General features: G+C 69.4%; 19 protein-coding genes. 4 read left to right on the top strand and 15 right to left on the bottom strand.

The features are described from left to right. Window positions 1-5: 5 nt before the first annotated feature. Both K3U94_RS21450 and K3U94_RS21445 read right to left on the bottom strand, forming a co-directional pair. Window positions 6-1,664: a family 2A encapsulin nanocompartment cargo protein cysteine desulfurase gene (locus K3U94_RS21450; protein ID WP_220694954.1), complete on the bottom strand. Its 1,659-nt coding sequence runs from the start codon at window positions 1,662-1,664 to the stop codon at window positions 6-8. After that, window positions 1,651-2,574, bottom strand: a complete 924-nt coding sequence (locus K3U94_RS21445; protein ID WP_220694953.1) for a family 2A encapsulin nanocompartment shell protein — start codon at window positions 2,572-2,574, stop codon at window positions 1,651-1,653. Before K3U94_RS21445 ends, K3U94_RS21450 begins: the two co-directional genes overlap by 14 nt. Before the next feature lie 287 nt (window positions 2,575-2,861). On the opposite strand from K3U94_RS21445, the gene K3U94_RS21440 reads away from it, so the two are divergent. After that, window positions 2,862-4,160, top strand: coding sequence for a TQXA domain-containing protein (locus K3U94_RS21440; RefSeq protein WP_220694952.1), 1,299 nt, complete (start codon window positions 2,862-2,864; stop codon window positions 4,158-4,160). Here the strand turns inward: K3U94_RS21440 and K3U94_RS21435 are convergent. From K3U94_RS21435 to K3U94_RS21400, 8 genes are all read right to left on the bottom strand, one after another. Then, entirely contained in the window at window positions 4,140-5,663 is a 1,524-nt protein-coding gene (locus K3U94_RS21435; protein ID WP_047319891.1) for a sensor histidine kinase, read from the bottom strand. The two genes, K3U94_RS21440 and K3U94_RS21435, sit on opposite strands and share 21 nt — an antisense overlap. Beyond that, on the bottom strand, window positions 5,660-6,424 hold the full coding sequence (locus K3U94_RS21430) for a response regulator transcription factor (RefSeq protein ID WP_047319845.1): 765 nt from the start codon (window positions 6,422-6,424) through the stop codon (window positions 5,660-5,662). The genes K3U94_RS21435 and K3U94_RS21430 overlap by 4 nt, the downstream gene beginning before the upstream one ends. Window positions 6,425-6,451: 27 nt before the next feature. Next, the gene (locus tag K3U94_RS24320; RefSeq protein ID WP_220694951.1) at window positions 6,452-7,672 is read right to left on the bottom strand and encodes a PPE domain-containing protein; all 1,221 of its coding nucleotides are present in this window, start codon (window positions 7,670-7,672) and stop codon (window positions 6,452-6,454) included. Further along, window positions 7,669-8,913 (bottom strand): PPE family protein, encoded by a 1,245-nt coding sequence (locus tag K3U94_RS21420; RefSeq protein WP_220694950.1) that lies wholly within the window; start codon window positions 8,911-8,913, stop codon window positions 7,669-7,671. The genes K3U94_RS24320 and K3U94_RS21420 overlap by 4 nt, the downstream gene beginning before the upstream one ends. Window positions 8,914-9,019: 106 nt before the next feature. Continuing rightward, complete coding sequence (locus K3U94_RS21415) at window positions 9,020-10,375, bottom strand: M1 family metallopeptidase (protein WP_220694949.1); 1,356 nt, start codon at window positions 10,373-10,375, stop codon at window positions 9,020-9,022. After that, entirely contained in the window at window positions 10,372-14,340 is a 3,969-nt protein-coding gene (locus tag K3U94_RS21410) for a Pls/PosA family non-ribosomal peptide synthetase (protein ID WP_434084887.1), read from the bottom strand. Before K3U94_RS21410 ends, K3U94_RS21415 begins: the two co-directional genes overlap by 4 nt. Before the next feature lie 116 nt (window positions 14,341-14,456). Further along, on the bottom strand, window positions 14,457-15,167 hold the full coding sequence (locus K3U94_RS21405) for a VIT1/CCC1 transporter family protein (protein ID WP_220696903.1): 711 nt from the start codon (window positions 15,165-15,167) through the stop codon (window positions 14,457-14,459). Between the two features lie 73 nt (window positions 15,168-15,240). Then, complete coding sequence (locus K3U94_RS21400; protein WP_220694948.1) at window positions 15,241-17,034, bottom strand: hypothetical protein; 1,794 nt, start codon at window positions 17,032-17,034, stop codon at window positions 15,241-15,243. Between the two features lie 32 nt (window positions 17,035-17,066). Between K3U94_RS21400 and K3U94_RS21395 the strand changes: the two genes are divergently transcribed. Further along, a complete protein-coding gene (locus tag K3U94_RS21395) occupies window positions 17,067-18,011 on the top strand; it encodes an NAD-dependent epimerase/dehydratase family protein (protein WP_220694947.1) in 945 nt (314 codons plus the stop codon). A 147-nt stretch (window positions 18,012-18,158) separates the two neighbouring features. Next, window positions 18,159-22,664, top strand: coding sequence for a cation-translocating P-type ATPase (locus K3U94_RS21390; protein ID WP_220694946.1), 4,506 nt, complete (start codon window positions 18,159-18,161; stop codon window positions 22,662-22,664). Between the two features lie 20 nt (window positions 22,665-22,684). On the opposite strand, the gene K3U94_RS24455 is transcribed toward K3U94_RS21390, so the two are convergent. The 4 genes from K3U94_RS24455 to K3U94_RS21375 form a co-directional block, all read right to left on the bottom strand. Further along, window positions 22,685-22,855 (bottom strand): Rv1535 domain-containing protein, encoded by a 171-nt coding sequence (locus K3U94_RS24455; protein WP_434084886.1) that lies wholly within the window; start codon window positions 22,853-22,855, stop codon window positions 22,685-22,687. Window positions 22,856-22,927: 72 nt separating this feature from the next. Beyond that, entirely contained in the window at window positions 22,928-23,287 is a 360-nt protein-coding gene (locus K3U94_RS21385) for a DUF2304 domain-containing protein (protein ID WP_220694945.1), read from the bottom strand. Next, complete coding sequence (gene ppgS, locus K3U94_RS21380) at window positions 23,284-23,982, bottom strand: polyprenyl-phospho-N-acetylgalactosaminyl synthase PpgS (protein ID WP_220696902.1); 699 nt, start codon at window positions 23,980-23,982, stop codon at window positions 23,284-23,286. Before ppgS ends, K3U94_RS21385 begins: the two co-directional genes overlap by 4 nt. A 27-nt stretch (window positions 23,983-24,009) precedes the next feature. After that, window positions 24,010-25,209 (bottom strand): hypothetical protein, encoded by a 1,200-nt coding sequence (locus K3U94_RS21375; protein WP_047319893.1) that lies wholly within the window; start codon window positions 25,207-25,209, stop codon window positions 24,010-24,012. A 158-nt stretch (window positions 25,210-25,367) separates the two neighbouring features. Here K3U94_RS21375 and K3U94_RS21370 point away from each other — a divergent pair, with 158 nt between their 5' ends. Continuing rightward, window positions 25,368-26,360, top strand: a complete 993-nt coding sequence (locus K3U94_RS21370) for a TerC/Alx family metal homeostasis membrane protein (RefSeq protein ID WP_220694944.1) — start codon at window positions 25,368-25,370, stop codon at window positions 26,358-26,360. Between the two features lie 58 nt (window positions 26,361-26,418). Here K3U94_RS21370 and K3U94_RS21365 read toward each other — a convergent pair whose 3' ends face one another. Then, window positions 26,419-26,907, bottom strand: coding sequence for an inorganic diphosphatase (locus tag K3U94_RS21365; protein ID WP_047319855.1), 489 nt, complete (start codon window positions 26,905-26,907; stop codon window positions 26,419-26,421). Window positions 26,908-26,959: the final 52 nt, after the last annotated feature.

Below are 26,959 nucleotides of genomic sequence, written 5' to 3'. Positions count from 1 at the left end.
AGGTGCTATGCGCTCCCTTCGGCGATACGCCGTACAGCCCTGATAAACACGTCGATCTCCTCGAAGGTGTTGTAGAACGCGAACGACGGTCGCACGGTGGCCTCCAGACCGTAGCGGCGCAGGATCGGCTGCGCGCAGTGGTGACCGGCGCGCACCGCGATGCCCTCGGCGTTGAGCGCCTTGCCCACTTCCGCCGGGTCGTGGCCGGCCAGCACGAACGACAACACGCTGGCCTTCTCGTCGGCGGTGCCGACGAGCCGCACCCCGGGGATATCGGCCAGGCGTGGTGTGGCGTACTCCAACAGTGCGTGCTCGTAGGCGGCGATGCGTTCGATGCCCACGCGCTCCACGTAGCGCAGGGCTTCGCCCAGGCCGACCGCGTCGGCGATGTTGCCGGTGCCCGCCTCGAATTTGTTGGGCGGTTCTTGATACAGCGAGCGTTCCAGGGTCACGTCGGCGATCATGTTGCCTCCACCCTGCCACGGCGGCGTCTCGGCCAGCGCCTCGGCGGTCCCGTACAGCACCCCGATCCCGGTGGGGCCGAAGATCTTGTGCCCGGAGAACACGAAGAAGTCCGCACCCAGCGATTGCACGTCGATCGGAATGTGCGGGATCGACTGCGCCCCGTCGATCAGCACCCGAGCGCCGTAGCGGTGCCCGAGCTCCACGATGTCGTGCACCGGGGTGACGGTGCCCAGTGCATTGGAGACATGCGTGGCGGCAACCAGTTTGGTCCGCGGGCCCAGCAGGTCCTCGAACTCGCCCAGCAGCAGGTTGCCCGCGTCGTCCACCGGAGCCACCCGCAGAATCGCCCCGGTCTTCTTCGAGATCAATTGCCACGGAACGATATTCGCGTGGTGCTCCAGATGGGTGATGACGATCTCATCGCCGGGGCCCAGATTCTTGCCGCCCCACGCGTAAGCAACCAGGTTGATCGCCTCGGTGGTGCCGCGCACGAAGACGATGTCCTCGCTGCGCGGCGCCCCCAGAAATCGCCGCACGGTGTCGCGGGCGTCCTCGTAGGCGTCGGTGGCGCGGGCCGCGAGTTCGTGTGCGGCCCGGTGGATGTTGGAGTTCTCGTGGGCGTAGAAGTACGACAGCCGGTCGATGACGGCCTGCGGCTTCTGGGTGGTGGCGGCGTTGTCGAACCAGATCAACGGCTTGCCGTTGACGGTCTCGCGCAGGATCGGAAAGTCAGCGCGCACCGCGTTGACGTCGAAAACCTCATGCGAGTCCGGCACCGTCGGAGCCGGTTCGGCGGCCGGCACCCGATGGGACAAGAAGGCGTAGTTCCCCTCGTCGCCACCGGCGGCGGGTGCGGGGGCGTCGTGCCAATCCAGCTGGGGAACCCCGGGGGCGCCCCCCGGCCAGCCCGGGGCCGATCCACGCGGCGCCACCGGGACAGCCCCGGCCGGGGAACCGGCCAGCACGCCGGGCGCGGTCGGCACGATGCCGCTGGGCACCGCGAACGCGGAGAAGTCGGCCACTCCCGGCGGCAGCAGCCCGGACGGGTCGGGCACGCCGCCGCGCGGTGCCACCGCGGTGGTCTGCGGCGGCGAGTCCGGACCGGGCCGGCCGCCCGCGGCGAACAGCTGGTTGGCCAGTACCTCCAGCTCAGCGGGGCTGAACGGTAGGTTTACCGGCCCCGGATCACTTGTACTCATGGAAACGGTCCACCGAGACGTCGTCGAGCACGGCGAGCGCATCGTCGGTGAGCACGGCCAGCGAGTTGTACAGCGTGACCAGGTAGGACGCGATCGCCGACCGGTTGATGCCGGTGAACCGCACCGACAGACCCGGCGCCTGCTCGCCGACCAGGCCCGGCTGGAACAGTCCGACAACGCCCTGGCGTTCCTCGCCGGTGCGCACCAGCAGGATCTTGGTCTTGGAGTCCTCCACCGGCACCTTGTCACTGGGCACGATCGGGATACCGCGCCAGGTGATGAACTGGGCGCCGAACAGGTTCACCACCACCGGCGGCACGCCGCGGCGGGTGGCTTCGCGGCCGAAGGCGGCCACACCCAGCGGGTGGGTCAGGAAGAACCCGGGGGTCTTCCACACCTTGGTGATCAGCGAGTCCAAGTCGTCGGGGGTGGGCGGGCCGGTCAGTGTGGAGATGGTCTGCTCCGGCGTGACCTGCGCCAACAGGCCGTACTCCGGGTTGTTGACCAGCTCGAACTCCTGGCGCTCCTTGATGGTCTCGATAGTGAGGCGCAGCTGCTGTGCGACCTGGTCGTGCGGGCTGGAGTACAGGTCGGAGACCCGGGTGTGCACATCGAGCAGCGTCGAGATCGAACGCAGGGTGTACTCCCGCGGGCTGGTCTCGTAGTCCACGAACGTCTGCGGCAGCGGCTCGGTCGAACCGGCGCCCTGCTCGGCTGCGATGGCGACCTGGCCGGGGTTGACCACCCGGTTGACCCGGTAGATACCGGCTTCGACCGGGACCCAGTTCAACAGGTGCAGCAACCAGCGCGGCGTGATGGTGGCCAGCTGCGGGACAGTCTTGGTCGCATTCGCGAGTTGCCGCGCGGCGAGGTCCCCGAGCGCCTGAGATTCGTTCTGAGCGGACGTCATTGCTTTCCTCCTGATGAGTGACGGCGCCAATCATGGACCATCGTCCGGGTTTGCCCACCAGTTGCGCTCAGGGCGAATTGAATCCCTCGCAGTTCGCGCCGCTGCCGTACATGTCGTAGGGTATGTGTATGTCGAACATCACGCTGCCACAGCCGCACGCTTCGTGCCGCCTCGCCGCGTGTTGTTGTTGTTGATTCTCTGACGCCCTGATTCCTTAGCGTCGCAGCCCGCCCCCTTTCTTGGCGAGGTGCTGCCGTGCGCGCTTCAGACCAGAAAGTCGACTCGGCATGACCGTTTCAACCTCCGCTTTTCCTCTTCTCGACACCGGGCCCGCGGTGACCGTTCGCCGCAGGGTCCGTCCCCGTCCGGCCGTCGACATCGACCGGATGACCCGCTACCACGGCGGCACGTATTCGCACACCGTCGACCGGATCGTGTTCACCGACGGCACCAGCGCGCGCACCGACCTGATTCGCCTGAACCCCGGCATCGCGGCGTATTCGCTGGACTTCCACGGCATCGCGCCCACTCGTCCGTCGGCGTACCGTATCGACACCTGGTCGGCGGTTCCGCACCTGCGCGCCGCCACCCGTGACCCTCGCGAAGTTCAGGTCGACTGGATCCTGCGCAACTCGGTCCCGCGGCTGACCACCGTCGAGTTGAGCCGTCGGCTGCGGGACGCCGGATACCGGCTGGGTCGCGGCAACATCAGCGAACACGAGGCGATCGCCGCCACCCAAGCCGCGATCTGGCGGCTGACCAACGGTTTGGAGCTGGACACCCGTGCCCGCACCGAGCCGGTCCGGGTGCTGCGCGACCCCGAAGGGGTGACGGTCGAGTTCGAAGAGGCCCTCGAGTTGGGCGGCTACACCCTGGAACTGGTCGCCTCGGAGCCGGTGACGGTGACCCTGCACAAATCCGACGACGGCCGTACCTGGCGGGAGGTGCCGTCGTCGCGGCTGGCCGTCGGTGCCGCCGGAGCCCACCGCAAGGCACTGGGAGTGGGTGCCACCGTTGGCGGCCACCGGTATTACCGCCTGTCGGTAGGCGGACCCGGGACGGCGGCCACCCTCGGCGACGTCGACTTCTGGCTCAACGGCACCAGCACCTATCGCAATGCCGACCGCATCGTGGCCCTCTACCGGTATCTGCTGGCCGGTACGGCAGGGGCGCGCACCACGGCACCGGCAGTGGACGTGTCGGCGGCCACCATGGTCGACGGTCTGGTGGGGCCGCTGCGGCTGTCGGTCGCCGACTCCGCCGCGCTGAGTGCCGAGGGTGCGGCGCTGCTGGACGCCGACGGGAACGAGTTGACCGGCCCGGTGGAACCGGGCAGCGTCTTCTACCTGCGGCCGCGACCGGGTGCGGTGTCGGCGCGGGTGCGCGTCACGGTGCCCGGCACCGAAGACGGCTACGGCGGCCGGGTCCTCACCGGCATCCCCGGCGATCAGGGCTCGCAGATGTTCACCCCGGTGGCGCTGGCGGTTCCGGCCGCGCTGGTCGTCGACTTCGATCTCAGCTGGTCGCAGCGGCGGGCCTTGCCGCACCGGTCGCGGCGACCGAGGTCAGGAGTCCGGTCCGCCTAGCGCCGGATCCGCCAGCGGCAGTCGAACCCGGAACACCGTCCACCCTTCGGTCGACTCCACACCCACCGAGCCGCGGTGCGCGCCGACGATCGAGGCGACGATCGCCAACCCCAGCCCGGTGCTGCCCAATTCGCCGGAGCGGGCCTTGTCCGCCCGGACGAACCGCTCGAACAGGTGCGGTACCAGATCAGCGTCGATACCCGGACCGTCGTTGGCCACCGTCAACTCCGCGGCGGGCCCACCCACTCCGCCGTGGTCCGCGGTGATGGCCGTCGTGATCGTCACCCCGGGCGGTGTGTGCACCCAGGCGTTCTTCAACAGGTTGGTGACGACCTGGTGCAGGCGCGCGCGGTCGCCGCGAACCCACACCGGCGCGTCGGGCAGGTCTTTGATCCAGTGGTGGCTCGGTGCCGCGGCGGCCGCGTCGTTGACCGCGTCGAGCACCAGCTCAGCCAGGTCGACATCTTCGAGCTGCAGGTCCTGGCCTTCTCCGAGCCGCGACAGCAATAACAGCTCCTCCACCAGCGACGCCATCCGCTGCGCCTCGGACTCGATGCGGGCCAGCGCATACTCGGTGGTCGGCGGCAGGGCCGCGCTGTCCTGCCGCGTCAGTTCGGCGTAACCCTGGATCGCCGCGAGCGGCGTACGCAGTTCGTGGCTGGCATCGGTGATGAACTGTCGCATCCGCCGGTCGGCATCACTGCGGTAGGCAAGGGCGCTGTCGACGTTGTCCAGCAACCGATTCAGGGCTCCGGCGACGATTCCCACCTCATTGCCCGGGTCGACATCGTCGGAGGCCACCCGGATGGTGATCCGCTCGTCACCCTCGGCCAGCGGCATCGCGGCCACCGAGGCGGCGGTCGCCGCGACGCGACGCAGCGGCCGCAACGCGTAGCTGACCACAGTGATGGTCAAGCCCGCGGTGACCAGCAGTGCCAACGTGTAAAGCGCTGAGGCAGCGGCCATTCGGCGATCGACAGTGCGATTGGCCAGGTGCATCGATCCGCCGATGAACAACAGGTCGTCGTCATCGACCGCGCGGGTGTTCACCCGATAGGAGCCCAGGCTGCCCAACTCCACCGTCTGCGGCGGACCACTGGTCCAGTGCCCCTCGGCGATGGTGGCCACCACGTCGGCGGGCGCGGGATACGGGTCACGCTTGGTGAACACCACCGCCCCGATCACCACGCCGTCGCGCAGCACCGCCAGCACGTTGCCCGGGGTCTGATCGCTGAAACCGAGCATGGCCGTGCCGATGTTCGACTGGCCGTCGGGCCCCACCACGTTGTCGACGTGGCGATAGTCGGCGAAGTAGTGGCTGAAGGCATTGAGCGACTCGTAGAGATCGGCGTCGATCGTGGCGGTGACGTAGGTGCGCAGGCTCAGAACCGACACCGCGCCCACCGCCACGAACACCACGGTCACGACGGCCGACACCCCCAGCACCAACTGGCGGCGTAAACCGCGCGGACGCCATCGAGGCGGCTTGGGGGCGGCGGTCATTCGGGCGGCTTGCACATGTATCCCACTCCGCGCACGGTGTGGATCATCGGCGCCCGATCGGCGTCGACCTTCTTACGCAGGTAGGAGATGTAGAGGTCGACGATGCTGGTGCGGCCGGCGAAGTCGTAATTCCAGACCCGGTCCAAGATCTCCGCGCGGCTCAACGCCCGCCCCTGGTTGCGCATCAAGAAACGCAGCAGTTCGAACTCGGTCGTGGTCAGCGCCATGGCGGTGCCGCCGCGGGTGACCTGGCGGCTGGCGCCGTCCAACGTCAGGTCGCCGACGGTGAGGACCTCGTTCACCGGTGGTGTCAGCTGACTAGACCGGCGCAGCAGCCCGCGCAGCCGGGCCACCAACTCCTCCAGGCTGAACGGCTTGGTCATGTAGTCGTCGGCGCCCGAGGTCAGTCCGGTCACCCGGTCGGTCACCGAGTCGCGGGCGGTGAGAAACAGTGTCGGCGTGTAGGGGTCGGATTCGCGGACCCGCTGCAGAATCCGCAGCCCGTCGATATCGGGCAGCATGATGTCGAGAACCAGCAGATCGGGCGCCCCACCGTGGAACTTGGCCACGGCGTCACGTCCGTTATGGGCGACGTCGACCACCCACCCCTCGTAGTGCAGGGCCATGGTCACCAGGTTGGTCAGCGCCGGCTCGTCGTCGACCAGCAGCACCCGAATCGGTGACCCGTCGCCGCGATAGATCCGCGGAAGCTGCCCGAGGATCGCCTTGCGCGGAGGTTGACCGTCCGTGTTACCCGCCATCGGTCGCCATTTTCCACCGAGTCGGGGTCATTCGCCGAGCAGACGTTGCTTCCGCTGGGCGAATTTCTCCGGCGTCAGAATGCCCGAGTCCCGCAATTCGACCAGCGCGCGTAGTTCGGCGACCACACCGATGGCCTTCGACTTGTCGGCTTTGTGGACCTTTACCGAGGTGTCCGGGTCTTCGGTTTCGGCAGCCCGCTTGGGCGCTGCGGTGAGATTCGGCCCCGTGGCTGCCGGGTAACGGCGTTGGGCGCCGACAGGATGAGTCAAGGCGCCCCCGGCCGCGCCGGCCAGGGCCATCTGGGAATACGGGAGCTTGGTCGCGGCCGCCAACGGTCCCGCTGCTGCTGAGGCGCTACCGGATTGTGCTGATACCAGGGTGACTTCGCGCAGCGCCGAGGGAACGGCCGCCGCCCAGGCCCGTGGCACCGACATGCCGCTCATCGGGATTGCCTTGCCCGTGCTGGCCCACGCGGTGCCGGTTCCCGCCAGGCTGGCGGTCGGGACCAAAGCACCTAGGGCGGGGGCGGTGTCACCGATCAGCCCCAGCGCCCCCAGTTCGGCTCCCTCGGGAAGGGCGAGTTCTCCCAGGGTCATCGCCAGGCCACCGAATGCGCCGCCCAGGCCGATCGCCCCGAACGGGCCGACGCTGCCCACTTCGAAAACCGCGCTGACCATATCGAACAGCAGGCCAGGGGACACCGAGCCGTCGCCGGTGTCGGCGGCGGTGTTGGGTGCGGGTGCGGTGAAGGTGGGGAGTTGGGTGGCTGCTGCGGCGTTGGCGGCGTAGGCGTACATGGCGGTGGCGTCTTGGGCCCACATTTCGCTGTAGTGGGCTTCGGTGGCGGCGATGGCTGCGGTGTTGGTGCCGAGGAAGTTGGTGGCGATGAGGGTGGCCAGTTGGGCGCGGTTGGCGGCGATGACGGCGGGGGGCACGGTCATCGCGTAGGCGGTTTCGTAGGCGGTTGCTGCTGCGGCGGCTTGGGTGCCGGCGAGGCTGGCTTTGGTGGCGGTGGTGCTCATCCAGGTGGTGTAGGGGGTGGCGGCGGCGGCCATGGCGGTTGCCGACGGGCCTTGCCACGTTTGGTCGGTGAGTCCGGCGATGACGGTGCGGTAGTTGTTGGCGGCTGATTCGAGTTCGGCGGCCATGGTTTTCCAGGCGGTGGCGGCGGCGCGGATGGGTCCTGAGCCCGCTCCGGCGTACATCAGCCCAGAGTTGACTTCAGGTGGCAGCGCTGCAAAATTCACTGGCCGCCCCCCGTTGCGTCGACGAACGTGTCGATGACTCGCTCGCGTTGCCGGTGGAATTCGACGTCGGTGAGGACTCCTGATTCGCGCAGTTCGGCAAGCCCGCGCAGTTCGGCAAGCACCTCCACACCGGTGACGGTGTCCTCCGGTTCCTTCGGGGGTTCCGCATCCGCCTGTTTGGGTGCCGGCACCGACGCGGTGGTCGCGGGGGAGCGGCGTTCGGGGGCGACGGTGCCGGCCAGCGCGCGCCCGGCCGCGCCGGCCAGCGCCATCTCTGCGAAGGGTAGTTCGGATCCGGCCGCAGCTGCCGCCGCTGATACAGCGCTGGATTGTGCTGAGAGCAAAGTGATTTCACGCAGCGCAGCGGGTGCGGTCGCCGCCCAGGCCCGCGGCACCGACAACCCGCCCAGCGGCAACGCTTTGCCCACACCGGCCCGCACCACCGCGGGCCCGCCGGCGCTGACCAGACCGGCTGAGGGCATCGAGGCAGCGACCGGCACCGCTTCACCGAGCAGGCCCAGACCGCCGGCGGCGCCGAAGTCTCCGGTGAAACCCAGGCCCGCGAACGGCGCCAGGCTGGCCGTTTCGATCGCCAGGCCGCCGAATTCCAGTCCCGCGCCGCCGCCTTCGAAGGGCGCGATGCTGTCCACCTCCAGCAGCGCGACCAGAATATTCAGCAACAGGCCTTCCTCGCCGGCGCCGTCGTAGGACCCGTCCGAGGTCGCGTCGGCGGGTGCGGTGAAGGTGGGGAGTTGGGTGGCTGCTGCGGCGTTGGCGGCGTAGGCGTACATGGCGGTGGCGTCTTGGGCCCACATTTCGCTGTAGTGGGCTTCGGTGGCGGCGATGGCTGCGGTGTTGGTGCCGAGGAAGTTGGTGGCGATGAGGGTGGCCAGTTGGGCGCGGTTGGCGGCGATGACGGCGGGGGGCACGGTCATCGCGTAGGCGGTTTCGTAGGCGGTTGCTGCTGCGGCGGCTTGGGTGCCGGCGAGGCTGGCTTTGGTGGCGGTGGTGCTCATCCAGGTGGTGTAGGGGGTGGCGGCGGCGGCCATGGCGGTTGCCGACGGGCCTTGCCACGTTTGGTCGGTGAGTCCGGCGATGACGGTGCGGTAGTTGTTGGCGGCTGATTCGAGTTCGGCGGCCATGGTTTTCCAGGCGGTGGCGGCGGCGCGGATGGGTCCTGAGCCCGCTCCGGCGTACATCAGCCCAGAGTTGACTTCAGGTGGCAGCGCTGCAAAATTCATCGGCCACTCCTCGATCGCCGATATTTGACGCTATTTTCGGCCGCTACGACCGGGCAACTCGGCAGCGATGACTCATACGAAACACATATCTACCGGGCCGATTTGGTTAACGGGGCGCTGCCAGCGGGGGAACTGCAGTGGAATACAGCCAGGCCTGCCACAACGAATGCAGCGGTTCGTCCGCGTACCCGGCGGCCAGCGCGGTGAAGTCCTCGGTGCCGGCGTTGCTGTGGCGGTAGCGCGACGTCCAGTCGCGCAGCAGGGCGAAGAAGGCGTCGTCGCCCAGCAGGCCGCGCAGCAGATGCAGGGTGATCGCGCCACGCTTGTAAACCCGGTCGTCGAACATGTCGGCCGGCCCGGGGTCGGCCAACAGCAGATCTTGCGGCAGGCCCGCCAGTTGTCGGTGGTAACGCCGTGCCAGCTGCTCGGCGCTCGGCCCGCCGGAGTGCTCGGACCACAGCCATTCGGCGTAGCAGGCGAATCCCTCATGCAGCCAGATGTCGCTCCACCGCCGCAGGGTGACGCTGTTGCCGAACCATTGGTGGGCCAGCTCGTGTGCGATCAGTCGGTTAGATCTTCCGGTGCCGTCGCAGTGGTTGGCGCCGAAGATTGAAATCCCCTGTGCTTCAAGGGGTATCTCCAAATTGTCATCGGTCACCAGCACCGTGTAGCCGGCCGCCAGCGGATAGGGCCCGAACAGTCGCACGAACAGCTCCATCATCTGCGACTGTTGCGCGAAATCCTGCTCGAACTCGGTCTGCAGGCGCGCGGGCAGCACCGCGCGAATTACCACCGCCGATCCCGGTACCCAGCGTGCCACGTACCGGCCGATCTGCAGGGTGACCAGATACGTCGGTGTCGGCTCGGGCTGCTCGTAGGTCCAGGTGGTGCGGGTAGCGCGGGCCCGTCGCGATATCAGTTCGCCGTTGGCGACCGCGTAATACGGACTGTCGGTGCTGACCTCGAACCGGTAGCTGGCCTTGGAATAGGGGTGATCATCACAGGGGAACCACGATGGTGCACCGTTGGGCTGCCCGGACACTAGCGCACCGTCGGATAGTTCTTCGAAACCCACTTCACCCCAAAGAGTTTCGCTGGGGCGCGGTGATCCCGAGTACCGGACGTCGATCACCAGTGCCGCACCCGTCGGCACCGTGGCGGCCAGCGTGATCCGCAGTTTTCCCGCCGAGGTGGCGAAGCGGCGCGGCGGGCGGCCGTTGACCCACACCTTGGCCACCGACAGGGTGTCGGCAAGGTCCAGGGTGACCTCGCGCAGTGCGGTCAGTGCGACCGCGGTGATGGTCGCAGTGCCCGACAGCCGGTTACTGCTGACCTTGTACTCCAGGTCGAGCTCGTAGCGAGAGACCCGGTAACCGCTGTTGCCACTGTCGGGCAGATAGGGGTCGAGAACAGGCGCCGGGGCCGCGACCGCCTTCGCGGGAGTCTTTGTGGGTTTGCTCATGCCGCGGGCTCCTGAGCCGCGGCGGCCGAAGAGCCGCGCTTCTTGCCCGACATCGACCACGGCGCAATCGGATTGCCCTGCCACCGGGTCGCCGCCGGAACCTCGTCACCGCGCATCACCAGGGAGGCCGGTCCGACGGTGGCGCCGGCGCCCAGCCGTGCCGCGGGCAATGCCACACAGTTGGGTCCCAGCGTGGCACCCGCATCCAGCGTGACGGTGTCCATCTGCATGATCCGGTCGTGGAACAGGTGGGTCTGCACCACGCAGCCGCGGTTCACCGTCGCGCCGGCGCTCAGCGTCACCAGATCCGCCTCGGGCAGCCAGTACGTCTCGCACCACACCCCCCGGCCGATGGTCGCGCCGAGCGCCCGCAGCCACAGGTTCATCACCGGGGTGCCGGTTGCGGCGCGGGCGAACCACGGGGCGGCAACCGTCTCGACGAAAGCGTCGGAGACTTCGTTGCGCCACACGAACGACGACCACAGCGGGCGCTGTGACGCCCGGATCCGGCCCACGATCAGCCATTTCGCCACCACCGCGCTGCCGCCGGCGACCGCCCCCGCCGTCAGCAGCATCACGCCGCTGCCCAGCGCGGTCCAGCCATAGCCGAACCGTGTTGCTCCCCACTGCAACACGCCCAAGACTCCGGCCCCGATCGCAAACGTGACCACGACCGGGATCAGCCGGAATGTCTCCATGACGGCGCGCATCAGCTTCAACCGCAGCGGTGGTTCGAACGTGCGCTCGGCATCGAGGTCGGCAGCCTTGCGTCGCAGGCGCACCGGCGGGCTGCCCAGCCACGACGAACCGGTCTTGGCCTTGTGCGGCGCGGTCGAGAGCACTGCCACCAAGGAGTTGTCCGGGACTCGCCTGCCCGGCTGGGTGATCCCGGAATTGCCCAGGAACGCGCGCTTGCCGATGGTGGCCGGCGCGACGTGGATCCAGCCACCGCCCAACTCGTAGGAGGCCACCATGGTGTCGTCGGCCAGAAAGGCGCCGTCGGCAATCGTGGTGAACTTCGGGATCACCAGTGCGGTGGAGATCTCGGTGCCGTCGCCCACCTTGGCTCCCAGCAATCGCAACCACCACGGTGTGATCAGGCTGGCGTACACCGGAAAAAGATAGTCGCGGGCGGCGTCCATCAGACGTTCGGTGGCCCACAGCTGCCAACCCACCCTGCTGCGCACCGGGTGGTAGCCCTCGCGCAGCCCGATCGACAACAGTCGCACCCCGACCACGGTCACGGCGGCGTAGCTGAACATCGCGACCAGCGCGGCCAGCGGGGTGGCCAGCACCGCGGGGCGGATCGCCTCGGTCAGTGTCGCGCTGTGGCGGACGGCCCGGCCCAGCACCGCCAGCCCGGCGCCCAGCGCCAGCAGCGGCAGGCCGGCGAGTACCAGGGACGTCAGCCCGTACACCGCAGCCCACACCGGTTTCGGCGGCGGCCGGTGATCCGGCCAGGGGTGGTGCGCCTTACCGGATTTCACCGCCGGCGAACCGGTCCAGTACTGGCCCTTCTTCACCTCACCGACGACCCCGGAGCCGGGAGCGACATCGGCATCCTTGCCAACCGCGGCGCCGGGCAGCAGCGTGGTGCGGGCACCGATGGTGGCATCGTTGCCGACCGTCACAGGACCGACGTGGAACGTGTCGCCGTCGATCCAATGCCCGGTCAGGTCCACCTCCGGCTCGATGGAACACCGGTGGCCCAGCGTCAACATCCCGGTCACCGGTGGGGCGGAGTGCAGATCTACGCCCTCGCCGATCTTGTTACCCAGCGCCCGCGCGTAATACACCAGCCACGGTGCGCCGGAGAGATTCTCGGCGCCGCTGGCGGTGGCGAGCCGTTCGGCGATCCAGACCCGCAGGTGCTCGGGACCGCCGCGCCGATAGGTGCCCGGCTGCAGGTTGGAGAGCAGGGCGCGTGCCCCCAGTGCGGCGATACCCATCCGGCCCAGCGGGGTCACGAACAGTACGAAGGCGGCGATCACCCACCACCAGTCCAGCCGCACCAGCCAGGGCAGCGGGTGCACCGCCGCCACCGTGTTGTTGATCAGCGCCAGCCACGTCACCCACTGCAACCCGGTCAGCGTGGCCAGCGGCACCGACAGCAGCACCTGCGCGGCCTGGGTCCGCCACGGGGTGGGCGCAACCGCGCGGGACGCGGCCTCCGCTGCGGGGTCGCTGCGGCCCATGTCGTCGAGGAAGCCGGCCAGGGAGCCCAGCCGCGGACGGTCGTAGAGCTGGGCGACGGTGGTCTGCGGGTAGCGCTGGCGCACCGCGGCCACCAGCTGTGCGGCTTGCAGCGATCCGCCGCCGAGGGCGAAGAAGTCGGCCTGCTCGTCATCGACCGGGGCGCCCAGCACGTCGCGCCACAGCCCGGCCAGCCAGCCCAGGGTGCTGTCCGGGTCGTCGGCCCCGGCCAGGCCCGCGGCGCCCGGCTCCGGCCCCACCGGCCACGGCAGCGCGTCGCGATCCACTTTGCCCGACGTGCGGGTGGGCAGTTCGTCGACCAGCACCAGCCGGGGAACCAGCGCGGCGGGCAGTTGCCGGCCCAGCTCGGTGCGTGCGGCCCCCAGGTCGAAGTCCGGGTCGGTGCTGACCAGGTAACCGACCAGCAGTGGGGTCCCGGCGGCGCTGGTCCGCACCGCCGCCGCACCGCCGCTGACGCCGGGCAGTGTCACCAGCGCACTGTCCACCTCACCCAACTCGATGCGCCGGCCGCCGACCTTGACCTGGTCGTCGGCCCGGCCGCAGAACACCAGCCCGTCGGCGTCGAGGCGCACCAGATCGCCGCTGCGGTAGGCCCGCGACCACTCCAGGGCGGGCAGCGGCGCGTACTTCTCGGCGTCGCGGTCGGGGTCCAGGTAGCGGCCCAGCCCGACACCGCCGATCACCAGCTCGCCGACCTCGCCGGCGGCCACCGGCGCCTCGTCGGGGCCGAGCACGGCCAGGTCCCAGCCCAACAGCGGCAGTCCGATCTGAACCGGGCCGGTGCCGTCGAGCTGCGCCGCGCAGGCCACCACGGTGGTCTCGGTGGGGCCGTAGGTGTTCCACACCTCGCGGCCGTCCACCGCCAGCCGGGCCACCAGCTCCGGCGGGCAGGCCTCGCCGCCGAAGATGAGCAGCCGGACCGCCTCCAGCGCCTCGGCCGGCCACAGTGCCGCCAGGGTGGGCACGGTGGAAACCACGGTCACGTCGCGCGCCACCAGCCACGGACCCAGGTCCATGCCGCTGCGCACCAGCGACCGCGGCGCCGGCACCAGACAGGCGCCGTAGCGCCACGCCAGCCACATCTCCTCGCAGGAGGCGTCGAACGCGACCGACAGCCCGGCCAGCACTCGGTCGCCGGGCCCGATCGGGTTGTCCTGCAAGAACAGCTGGGCTTCGGCATCGACGAAGGCCGCCGCGTTGCGGTGCGTGATGGCCACGCCCTTCGGGGTGCCGGTGGACCCCGAGGTGAAGATGATCCAGGCGTCGTCGCTGGTCTGCGGTGCCGTGGCCCGCCAGCCGCGTGAGGCGCCGGGGCCGCGGATCAGTCCCTGTTCGGTGATCACCGCTGCCACCTGGGCTTCGTTGAACACCAGCTCGGCGCGCTCGGGCGGGTCGTCGGCGTCCACCGGCACGTAGGCCGCGCCGGTGGCCAGCGTGGACAGAATGGCTACGTACAGCGCGTAATTGCCCGACGGCATCCGGATGCCGATGCGATCGCCGCGGCCCAGACCGCGGGCGGCCAGCCACGCGACGCTGTCGGCGATGTCCTCGATCAGCTCCGCGTAGGTCAACACCACGTTGCCGTCGTCGATGGCGGGAGCGTCGGGGTAGCGGTCAGCGGTCTCTTGCAGGATGTCGATCAGGGTGCGGGGCTGCGGCGCCGAGGAGCCGCGCAAGTATTGCGCGGGGACTTGCAGTGAGGGCACGACTGTAGAACGTACCCAGCACGGTCGGGGTGTGCAGCGCGTCACCGTCAGCTCGGCGCGTTGTTCCCCGCGTTTGAGGACTGCCGACGCTCGAGCTGCGCACGCCGTAGGCGGTGATACCCACCGCCCTCGGCGGGGCAGGGGCCAGGACAACCCAAGGCCTAGCTGATTGTGTGGCCGACCAGCTGGCCGATCAGGTAAGTGGTGCCCAGCGCGAGCGCACCGCCGGTGGCATTGCGGATCAACGCGTTTCGGACGTTTGCCCCACCCAAGCGTGCTGAGACCACACCGGTGAGCATCAGCGCTAGCAGCACGACTAGGACGGTCACCGGGACTCGCCACGTCGTTGGCGGCAGCAGGATCGCGACCATCGGCAGCAGCGCTCCCATCGTGAACGCGAGGGCTGACGCCGCCGCGGCCTGCCACGGGTTGGTCAAATCGTCCGGATCGATGCCCAGCTCGACCTCAGCGTGCGCGGCGAACGCATTGTGATGGGTCAGCTCTTCAGCCACCAACCGGGCTGTCGTCGCCGACAAACCTTTGGCTTCATACAAACCCGCAAGTTCATCGAGCTCGGCAGCCGGGTCTTGTTGCAGTTCGCGACGCTCCTTATGGAGCACAGCCTGTTCGGTGTCACGTTGCGTACTCACCGATACGTACTCACCGAGGGCCATCGACACTGCGCCGGCCGCCACACCGGCGATACCGGCGGTGAAGATCGGACCCCGTTGCACGGTGGCGGCGGCAACACCGACCACGATGCCCGCGATCGAGACGATGCCGTCATTGGCGCCCAACACCCCGGCGCGCAACCAGTTGAGTTTCGACGCCAGCGAGCCGTCGTGGGGCTCGGCTGAGTGCGGTGGAAGCATCGGCATGCGCGACACCGTAGCGCCCAATCCGCTGCCGTGACCAGCAATTACTTGCAGGGCGACTTCAGAAGCGCTACCGGGGCGCGAGGTAGCCGACCGGGCCGACCGCGATGCACACCGACAGTGCTGCGGTGTCGGCGCGCGCGGACACGTTGTAGCCGGCGCCGGGCAGCCGCACGAAGACACGGTTGAGTCCCGGCCGGACCCGCACGCGCACGTCGGGTCCGTCGGACAGCGACAGTGTCATGGCGCCGTCGACGTTGGCCAGATAGTTGATCTCGGCCGTCCAGTCCGCCGGCAGCAGTGGGCCGTCCAGCGCCATGGTTGCCGGCCGGTCCGGCTGGATCAGATACCCGCAGTGCGGCACCGGCCCGGCGACCAGGAAGCGCACCCACGTCACCTGGGCGTCGGTCACCGTCCCCGAATTAGTCAGCATCCGCAACTGCGTTGTCGTCGAAGCGAATTCGGGTCGGTCGCGAAGCAACGCGAACATGTGGCTGGCCAGGTTCTCCGGGTACACGACCCGTTGCAGCACCAGCGGGTCGACCTCCTGATCCAGCAGCGGCGCTTCGGAGGCGGCGTGGGCGGCGGCCAGGCCGCGCTGGGCGTTCTGCAGGTACGGGCGAGCCGGGTCGTCCCGCCAGCAGGTCAGGAACGTCACCGTCGAGTACAGGCTGCTCGCGGTGAACGCCGCCGCCAGCGCGGTCACCGCCACGGTGCGCGGGCGCGAGGCGTCCAGCCATCGTGACGAGTCCCGGTTCGGGGCGCACAACCCGACCGCGCCCAGGATCGCCAGCACCACAACGAGGTCGGCCAGGTAGCGCAGGGTTTGGGCCAGTTCCAGCGCGGTGAACGCCGAGGACCGCATGAGATAGATCGGCACCTGGCAGGCCGCCGCGTAGCCGGCCGCGGCCAGCCACACCGGCGTCAGGCGGTGCTTGCGCACCAGCGACACCGCCAGCAGTCCGCCCAGCACCAGCCAGCCGAGCGTCATCACGACTGGCCCCGGCAGCGCCCACGGCGAGGCCGGCGCCCAGCGTGCCCAGGTCCACGGGCCGCCGGCCAGGCTCGGGACGATGCCGTGGGTGATCGAGCGCAGCAGCAGGTCGCGGGTCATCTCGAGGTCGAAACTCCACCGCTTCTGATTCACCACCGTCAGGTAGACCCCGACCCACCCCGCGGTCACCGCCAGCATCGCCGTCCACAACCGGGCGCCGGCCCGCCACGCCCCGGCGACCGCGCCGGTCAGTGGCCTACCGGAGACGTAGCCCAGCAGTGCCGTCACCGCGAACGCAACAAAGGGGATCACCGCGGCTTTCTCGAAGAACAACAAGCCGCCCAGGTAGGCCAGGGCCGCGGTGACCGCGTAGCGACGATTCCCGGTGCGCGCCAACAGGATCGCGTCGGCGCACACCCAGGACAGCGCGGCGCACAGCGGTAGCGAGTTCAGCGCCGCCGCCCACCATGCGAAGGCCGGCAGGCCCAGCGGGATCCACAACGCGAAGGTCAGCGGCACCAGTAGCACCGGCCGCCAGCCCAGAATCACCCACAGCACGCGCAGCAACGCGCAGGACGACAGCAGCTGCAGCACCACCAGGCTGACCGCCGGCGCCGCCCACTGCAGCGGCCACAACTTGGTGAGGGCGCCGGCCACCAGATACGCGCCCGGCATCACATGACCGTCGTGGTCGTCGAACAGGTAGGTCGGCGACAACAGCGGGTGGGTGCCGGCCCGGCCGATCAGGATCAGGTCATCCCAGTAGAAGTAGCCCCCGAAAGCCACCACCGCCCGAACCACCAGCTGGGCGGCGATCAATCCCACCGCTGCCCAGCAGACCCAAGGCAGGGCGGCCAAACGGGTGCGCATCCGTCTTTCTTACCTGTCGGTATGGTGGGCCGGTGCGAGCACTGGTCACCGGGGCAGCCGGGTTCATCGGATCGACGTTGGTCGACCGCCTGCGGGCGGACGGGCACCAGGTAGTGGGGCTGGACAACTTCGCCACCGGGCGAGCCGTCAACATCGAGCACTTGGCCGACGACGCCGGCTTCGGCTTCGTCGAGGCCGACATCGTCTCCGCGGACCTGAACGCCATCCTGGCGCAGCACCGGCCCGAGGTGATCTTTCACCTGGCCGCCCAGATCGACGTCCGCCACTCGGTGGCCGACCCGGTCTTCGACGCCTCCGTCAACGTCGTCGGGACGATCCGCCTCGCCGACGCCGCCCGCGCGGCCGGGGTGCGCAAGATCGTGCACACCTCCTCGGGCGGCTCGATCTACGGCACCCCGCCGCGCTATCCGACCGGTGAGGACGTCCCGACCGACCCCGCCTCGCCGTATGCCGCCGGGAAGGTGGCCGGTGAGATCTACCTCAACGCTTATCGCCACCTCTATGGCCTGCAGTGTTCGGCCATTGCGCCGGCCAACGTCTACGGCCCCCGCCAGGACCCGCATGGCGAGGCCGGGGTGGTGGCGATCTTCGCCCAAGCGCTGCTGGAGGGCAGGACCACCAAGGTGTTCGGGGACGGATCCAACACCCGCGACTACGTGTTCGTCGACGACGTGGTGGACGCCTTTGTGCGGGCTTCGGGCGAGGCCGGCGACGGGCAGCGGTTCAATGTCGGCACCGGGGTGGAAACCTCCGACCGGCAGCTGCACACGGCGGTGGCCGCGGCCGTCGGCGCACCCGACGACCCGGAGTTCCACCCGCCGCGCCTCGGTGACCTGAAGCGGTCTTGCCTGGACATCTCGCGGGCGGCAGATGTGCTGGGCTGGCGCCCGCAGGTTGCGCTGGCCGACGGCGTGACACGCACCGTGGCGTACTTCCGGCAGACCAAGTCCGACTGAGGTCTGTGGCATACTGGCCGGTCGGAGGGGAGTATTCCCCAATTCGCAGTGTCGTCATCACGTCGCCTGTCATCGGGTGACCGGGGCTGTGGGCCGGGCAACCGGCGGAAGAGACCTCCAGCGCTGCTATGACGCTGGAGGCCAGCCATGGATGTGTTCGCAATCGGCCGTTTCGGTCTGGACGCCGTCGGCGCCGTCGCTTCGGCCAGCCTGGACCTCGCCGCCATCCCGCTGCGCGAAGGCGCCAAGATCCTGGCCGGTGAGCGCTCCGACCTGACCAGCCGGCGCAGCTGGCGCGGCGCCGGACGGGCCTGGATCGAGGTGCACGGGCTCGACGACCCCGACGGCGCAGATATCGGTGCCGAGGTTTCCGAAGCCCTGCGGGCCGAGCCCGGCGTCACCTCGGTGCGGCTGAACCGTCCGCTGTCGCGGGTGATCGTCGAGATCGGCGACCACGTTTCGCTGGCCGATCTGTGCGCCACGGTGGAAGCCGTCGAGAAGAATTTCGAGCTGACCGCGACCGAGACCGCGGCACTGCCGGGCGACGGACTGCTGCTGGCAACCAAGGGCGCGATGGTGGGCGCCAACGCGGTAGGCCTGGCGATCGCAACCGTGGGCAGCGCCATGCGCCTGCCCGCCGCGCCGAAGATCTTCGACGCCGCGGCGTCGGTGGCCCGCTATCAGCCGCTGGTCCGGGGCGCCCTGGAAAACCGAATCGGCCCGGCAAAGACCGAAAGGGTGCTTTCCCTGGTCTCGCTGGGCTCGCACGTCATCACCATGTCGCCCGCGATCCTGGCGGTGGACATGATGGTGGAGGGCCTGAAAGCCTCCGAGACCCGCGCCGGGGCGTTGGCCTGGAATCGCTACGAGCCGGAGCTGGCCCGTTACGCCGACCACCCGGACGTGCACACCACCGCGCGGCCTGTCCCACGGCCGGACGGCGCGGCCGAGCGCTACCTGAAGCGCACGGCGATAGCGCAGGTGGTCAGTGCCGGTGTGGTGGGCGGGCTGACCCGCAACCTGGACATGACCTCGAGCGCGATCCTGGCGACCTCGCCGAAAGCGGTGCGCACCAGTTGCGAATCGTTCGCCGCGACCCTGGGACAGGGGCTGGCGGACGCGCACGGGGTGCTGCCGCTGCGGCCGGACAGCCTGCGCCGCCTCGACAAGATCGACACCGTGGTCATCGACCCGCGGGCGCTGACCGGTGAACAGCGCCGGGTGGTGCAGATCCGCGGCGCGACCGAGCACGAACTGCCGAAGGCATGGAACAGCGCGCAGAGCCTGCTCGACAAGCCCGGACTGCGCCCGGGCTGGCACCGGGTTCCCGGAATGACATCCCGCGGGTCGGCCCGCAAGGAACCGGTGGACGCGCTGATCCTGCCCGCGCACCATGCCCTGGCGTCGGCGGTGGTGCTCGAAGGGCGTGCCTGCGGCGCGGAGCTGGTCACGGTGGACACCGAGATCCTCGGTGAGCTGCGTCCCGGTTTCGACGACATCCGCCCGGTCTCCGGCGACGATCTGGACGCCGCGCTGGCCGCGGCCGTGACCGACCTGCAGCAGGCCGGCCGCACCGTCGCGGTGCTGTCCACCTCGGCAGCGCAGGCCCTGGCGTCGGCGGATCTGGCGCTGGGCGTCATGCCGACGAGCGAGCACGCCGACACCCCGCCACCGTTCTATGCCGACCTGCTGCTGGCCGACCTGGCCGGAGCATGGCAGGTGCTGCGCGCGCTCCCGGCCGCCCGGTCGGCCACCGAGCGCGGGGTCGCGATCGCGATCGGCGCGTCGTCCATCGCCGGGCTGCTGCTGGTCCGCGGCGTCCGGGCGACCATCCCCGGTGTCGGCGCGGGACAGAGTCGCGGCCCCGGCCCGGTGACCGTCGGTGCCGGCGCCGGCATGCTGTCGGGGTATCTGCTGGCCCGCCGGGTGCTGCGTGCGCGTGCGCCGAAGCCGGCACCGGCCTACGAGTGGCACGCCATGACGGTCGAGCAGGCGCGCGAGCTGTTGGAGCCGGACGCGGTGACGCCGCTGGCCGAACGCGCCCCGGTCGACGCGGAATCGCAGGGCGTGTTCTGGCCGTACTTCCACGCCGTGCGTGAGGAGTTGTCCGACCCCATGACGCCGATCCTGGCGCTGTGCTCGGTGGCGACCGCCATGCTGGGTTCGCCGATCGACGCCGTGATGGTGGGCACGGTGCTCACCGGCAACGCCATGCTGGCCGCCTACCAGCGGCTGCGGGCCGAGAGCCGGCTGAACGCCCTGCTGGCCCAGCAGGCGCCGCCGGCCCGGGTCGTGTTGATGGGGGCCGAGGGGACTCCGACCTACCACGAAATCCCCGCCGAACAACTGCTGCCCGGTGACCTGATCGAGGTGCGCAGCAACGAGGTGGTGCCCGCGGACGCTCGCGTCATCGAAGTGGCCGACGTCGAGGTCGACGAGTCCTCGTTGACCGGCGAGTCGCTGTCGGTCGGCAAGCAACTCGACCCGACTCCCGGCGCCGAACTGGCCGAGCGCAGTTCCATGCTCTATGCGGGCAGCACGGTGATCGCCGGCAAGGCGCTGGCGCTGGTGACCGCAGTGGGTGCAGACACCCAGACCCGCCGGGCCTCCGAACTTGCCTCCGGGGAGCTGTCCGAGGTCGGCCTGCAGCACCACCTGTCCCAGCTCATGTACCGGACCTTCCCGTACAGCGCCGCCGGCGGTGTCGCCGTCGGTGCGCTCGGCCTGCTGCGCCAGGGCGGCCTGCGGGTGGCGCTCGGCAACGCGATCGCGGTCGCGATCGCCGCCGTCCCGGAGGGGATGCCGCTGATGGCGACCCTGGCCCAGCACTCGTCGTCCCAGCGGTTGACCAAATCCGGTGCGCTGGTGCGGATTCCGCGATCAGTGGAGGCGCTCGGCCGGGTCGACGTGGTCTGCTTCGACAAGACCGGAACGCTGTCCGAGAACCGGCTGCGGGTCACCACGGTGCGTCCGCTGGCCGGATACTCCGACGACGACGTACTCGGCACCGCCGCGCAGGCGGCGCCGGCTCCCGACGGTGCGGCGCACGCGCACGCCACCGACCAGGCCATCGTCGAAGGGGCGGCGGCCGCGGCGGGCGCCCGGGCTTGGATCGAACCGGACGCCCACCTGCCGTTCCGTTCCGGCCGGGCCTTCTCGGCTTCGGTGCTGGGATCGGAGCTGCTGGTCAAGGGCGCACCGGAAGTGGTGTTGGAGGCCTGCAAGAACGTCGGCGCCGAGGTCGAGCAGCAGGTGGCCGCGATGGCAGCCCAGGGGCTGCGGGTGATCGCGGTCGCCCACGGCAAACTGACCGCCGCCCAGGTGCGGGCGGTGCAGGACGATTCCGACCGGCTCGTGGAGGTGAGCGCCTCCGGGCTGACGCTGATGGGGTTCCTCGGCCTGGCCGACACACCCCGGGCCGACGCTCCGCAGCTGCTCGCCGATCTGGCCGCCCGCGGCGTCGATATCCGGATGATCACCGGCGACCACCCGATCACGGCCACCGCGATCGCCGCCGAGATGGGTGTCAGCGTCAGCGCCGATGAGGTCATCACCGGCTCGGAATGGAATGCGTTGAACCGCAAGGAACAAGAGCGCGTGGTCTGCGAGCGGGTGATCTTCGCCCGGATGTCGCCGGAGAACAAGGTGCAGATCGTCCAAACCCTGGAGCGCGCCGGGCGGGTGTCGGCGATGGTCGGTGACGGCGCCAACGACGCCGCCGCGATCCGGGCCGCCACGGTGGGGCTGGGTGTCGTTGCGCACGGCAGCGACTCGGCACATGCCACCGCCGACGTGGTGCTGACCGACGGCAAGATCGGTGCCCTGGTCGACGCGATCGACGAGGGCCGGCGACTCTGGCGGGGCGTGCAACTGGCGATCTCCGGGTTGCTGGGCGGCAACGCCGGCGAGGTGATGTTCTCCGTCATCGGCACCGCCATCACCGGGAACTCGCCGCTGAACACCCGGCAGTTGCTGTTGATGAACACCCTGACCGACGCGCTGCCGGCCACCGCCGTGGCGGTGAGCACACCGGCCGGCCCGATCGGTGGCGCGGTGCCCGGACTCGACGAGCGCAAACTGTGGCGCGCGGTGGCGTTCCGCGGCGGAGTCACCGGCGCGGCGGGTACCGCCGCCTGGGCGATGGCCTCGGTGACCGGTACTCCGCAGCGCGCCTCGACGGTGGGGTTGATCTCGCTGGTGACCACCGAACTCGGCCAGACCGTGGTCGACTCGCGGGCGCCGATGGTGCTGGCGACCGCGGCCGGGTCCTTCGTACTGTTCGCGGCGATGGTCTCCACGCCCGGGGTCAGCCAGCTGCTGGGCTGCACTCCGGTCGGCCCGATCGGCTGGGCGCAGGCTCTCGGCACGGCCGCGGTGGCTACCGCCGCGGTGGCCGTGGCGAGCCGGTTCTCGGCCCCGGCCGAGGAGATCGCTGCCCCCACCAGGGAGATCGCTGCCCCCGCCGCGGAGCTGGCGGCGGTTCCGGCCAAGAAGGCGCCAGCTGCCAAGAAGGCGCCGGCGAAGAAAGCTCCGGCGAAGAAAGCTCCGGCTGCCAAGAAGCCCGCCCCGGCCAAGAAGACGCCGGCCAAGAAGGCACCGGTCAAGAAGGCCGCCGCGAAGAAGTCGTCCGCGAAACTGGAACTGGTGCGCTGAGGCCTTACCGCTTCGGTCGGTCAGCCGGCCCGAAGCACTGACGCCTCGGACCGCGGTCGCTGGGACGCGGGAAGTTCCACTTCAAGCACTCCGGCGCGCCAGAGCAACGCGTACAACTCGATCATCGGCACTGTCAGGAGTGCCGCTGTGACTTCGGCTAGAGGTTCGGCCAGGACTTCGGTCGCCCGCATACCTGTAACAGTGCGGGCCCGAATCGGACGAGCGGCAAACCCGCTGTTACCGCTGGGACAATTGTTTCCGAATTACTGTGGTTGGGGTTCGGGTTCGGGTTCGGGCGGCTCGGCTTGCGCGAGCGCTATCACCCTCGCCAGCCGGGCATAGCGCAGCTCCAGATCGCGAAACCGCATGTAGGTGCTCAGCGTGGTGAACGCGAAGACCATGACCAGCACGTACAGCATCAGATCGGTGCCGCGGCGCACCCCGAGCCAGTTGGCCAGCACGGTGGTGTCGTCGGGACGCAGAACCGCGTAGATGCCGGCCACCACGAACACCAGGTAGCCGACTTTCACCCAGGCTCGCGACTGGGCGGACCGTCGCGAGAGCAGCAGGTAGATCAGCAGCACCAACACCGCCGCGATCAGCAGCACCTTGATCCAGTTCATCGCGACATCCTCTTGCGCAGCAACCCGTCGAACAGGATGTTGACGCCGTTGAGCAGCGGCTGCCCCTTCGACTTGGAGTAGTCGGTATAGAGCACCTCCACCGGCTCTTCGCCCACCCGCCAGCGGTTCTCGGCAATCAGCGCGATGAACTCCCCGGCGTGGCTCATCCCGTTCATGGTGAGGTCGAGGCGGTCGGCCACCCGCCGGTTGAACACCCGCAGACCGTTGTGGGCGTCGGAGAGCCCGAGCCGGCGGATTCGGGGGTTGAGGCATACCGCGGCTCGCAGTATCGCTCGTTTGAGCGGCGGCACCGTCGCGGCGGCTTCGGGTTTGGCGAACCGCGTGCCGATGACGATGTCGAGGTCGGCGGTGTCGAGACGGTCGATCATGCGCACCAGGTCGGCCACCCGGTGCTGGCCGTCGGCGTCGAAGGTGGCGAACAGTCGGGCGCCGGGCTGGCGGCGGGCGAACTCGACTCCGGTCTGGATGGCCGCGCCCTGACCGAGGTTGACCGGATGGCGCACGACATAAGCACCCGTGCGCCGGGCTACGGCGGCGGTGTCGTCGGCGCTTCCGTCGTCCACACAGACCACGAAGTCGAAAACCGAACGGATCCCGGCGATCACGTCACCGATGACGGTCGCCTCGTTGAACGCCGGGACGATAATCCAGACATCGGGGTAGCGGGTGTCGATGGTTTAGAAAATACACGCTTGCGCCGCTTACGAATCGGTGCGCAACGCGGCCAGATGCACGGCGATCCCCACCAGTGGGCCGCACAGCAGGGCCACCACGGTCCTGGTCGGCAGGTCCAACGGCAGCAGCAGGAGCAAGGTCGAGGCCACCGTGGCGCCCACCCAGCCCAGCGCGTAGGCGCGATGCAGTGCTGCGGCGACCGTCGCAGCGCCGGTCAGCGTCAGCAGCGCGATCGCGGTGGCGGCCGTCGTCAGTCCGGCCAACAGCAGTCCCTCGGCACGGTAATCCGGGCCGAACACCGTGCGCAGCAGCCACGGACCGAGCAGGCCCGCCGCCACCGCGCCCGCCGCGCCCAGCGCGGCGACGGCCGCCGCCGGCGTGCTCAGCGCCCGCAGGCGGCGACCACGCTGGTCGACGAAGTGCGCGATCAGATTGCCCTGCATAGCGGTCAGCGGCACCAGCAGCGGCGCCCGGGTCACCGTGACTGCGAGGATCACCACACCACCCGCAGCGCCCAATTCGCCGTAGGTGGCCTGCAGCAGCACCGGAAACCCCATCACCAGGATCGCGCTGGCCCCGGCGGCGGTGATCGAATGCGCCGCGCCGCGCAGGAATCCCGCCGTGCTCACTGGAGTCAGCAGTCGCGCAGCTGAGCGGGCCGCGGGTGAGGCGGCCAGCAGCAGCAGCCAGGCCACCGCGCCGGCCACGGTGGCCCACAGGAAGCCGACCAGGCCGGCGCCGATCACGAATGTCGCGGTGGCCACGGCCACCCGGATGCTCGCATCGGTGACCATCAGCGCGCCGTACTGCGTCCATCGGTTGGCGCCGGCCAACATGCCGAGCAACGTGGCGTGCACCGCGAAGTTGGCCAGCCCGAAGCACAGCAGCCCCACCGAGAGCCAGCGCGCCTCGACGAACACGTGGCCGCTCCACAGCGGCGAACTGGCGGCGACCACACCGGCCGCCACCAGCCCGCTCAGCCCGGCAACCCGTAGCGGGCGGGTGTGTGGCGTGGACGGGCGGTCGGGCCGGGCGTCTTGGGCGAACCGGACTTCCCGGGTGGTCTCCTGCAGTAGGCCGTTGGCGGCGCCGTTGACCAGTCCGAACGCGCCCCAGAACACGCCGAACACCGAGAAACCTGCCGGGTCGAGGTCGCGTGCCGCCAGGTACAGCACCGCGTAGCCGCAGAGTGCGCTGAGCAGGGTTGCGGTGCCGACCCGGGCCATACTGGCTCGGCCGACAGGGCCGGTTGCCAGCCCACGGGGGAACCCGGGGGATCCGGTACCACCGACATCGGTCACCACGGCGAAAATACTAAGCGGGCCGCGGGGTACGGTCGGTCAGCCCGCTGAACATCGCCGACTCAACGACCGGAGGCCGACCGTTGGACCCGTCGCTGTTCGAATGGCTGGTGACGTTCGCGGGACTGAGCGCCGTGCTCGGCTTCGATCTGTTCCTGGTCGCCCGCCGCGTACACGAGCCGACGATGCGCGAGGTCGCGATCCGGCTGTCGTGCTACATCGGGCTGGCGGTGGCTTTCGGCATCTGGGTGTGGCATTTTCACGGCGCGAAGTACGGCATGCAGTTCTACGCCGGCTGGCTGACCGAGTACAGCCTGTCGGTGGACAACCTCTTCGTGTTCGTGATCATCATGAACAGCTTCAACGTGCCCAAGAAATACCGGCAGGAGGCGCTGTTCGTCGGCATCATCCTGGCGCTGTCGTTCCGGGCGGTGTTCATCGCGCTCGGCGGGGTTGCCGTGCAGCGGTTGTCGTGGACGTTCTACGTGTTCGGTGCGTTCATGGCCTACACCGCGGTCAAACTGCTGCGCCACGAAGACCCCACCGGGGAGGGTGAGGGCGAGGGCGGCAACAACGCGGTGGTGCGTTTCGCCCGCACCCACCTCAACGCCACCGACGGCTGGGAATCGGGCGTGCGGTTCTTCGTCCGGGACAACGCCGGGGCGTGGGCCATCACCCCGATGTTTCTGGTCGCGCTCGCGCTGGGCACCACCGATTTGGTGTTCGCGATGGATTCCATCCCGGCCATCTACGGACTGACTCGCCAGCCCTACCTGGTGTTCACCGCCAACGTGTTCGCCCTGATGGGGCTGCGGCAGCTGTTCTTCATCCTCGGTCAGATGCTGAGCCGGCTGGTGTATCTGTCCCAGGGGCTGGCGGTGATCCTGGGGTTCATCGGGGTGCGGATGATGTTGCATGCGCTGCGCACCAACGAGGTGTGGTTCATCCACTCCGGCCAGCCGCTCAACGTCCCGGAGATACCCACCCCGGTCAGCCTGGGGGTCGTGGTGGGGGTGTTGCTGCTGACGACGGTGGCCAGCTTGTACCGGACCCGCGGGTTTACCTCAGCTGAGTGAGAAGACCGGAATCGACGGCGCCGCGGTACCCAGTTCGTCGTCGCTGGGATCCGCAGAATCAGTGCCCGGAGGTCTTGAACCGTTCGATCGACCGGGTGATCTCGGCCTCGGCTTCGGCACGGCCCACCCAGTCGGCGGCCTTGACGAACTTGCCCGGCTCCAGGTCCTTGTAGTGCACGAAGAAGTGCTTGATCGCGTCCAGCTCGTAGGCGGGCACGTCGCTGATTTCCTGAATGTGGTCCCACCGGTGGTCACCGGCCGGCACACACAGCACCTTGGCGTCGCCGCCGGCCTCGTCGGTCATCTGGAACATCCCGACCGGACGTGCTTCGACCAGCACACCGGGGAACACCGACTGCGGCAGCAATACCATCGCGTCCAGCGGGTCGCCGTCCTCGCCGAGGGTGTCCTCGATGAAGCCGTAGTCGGTGGGGTAGCCCATCGGCGTGTACAGGTAGCGGTCGAGCTTGACCCGCCCGGTGGCGTGGTCGACCTCGTACTTGTTGCGCTGGCCCTTGGGGATTTCGATGGTCACGTCGAATTGCACCGGGTCAGTCTAGGCGGCCCGGACTGACGCCCAGACTCCGCCCGTCCGGCAC

The organism is Mycolicibacter heraklionensis, from assembly GCF_019645815.1.
Classification (GTDB): Bacteria; Actinomycetota; Actinomycetes; order Mycobacteriales; family Mycobacteriaceae; genus Mycobacterium; species Mycobacterium heraklionense.
Note: the sequence above shows the minus strand (reverse complement) of the source record. Positions and strands in the feature narration are given on the sequence as shown.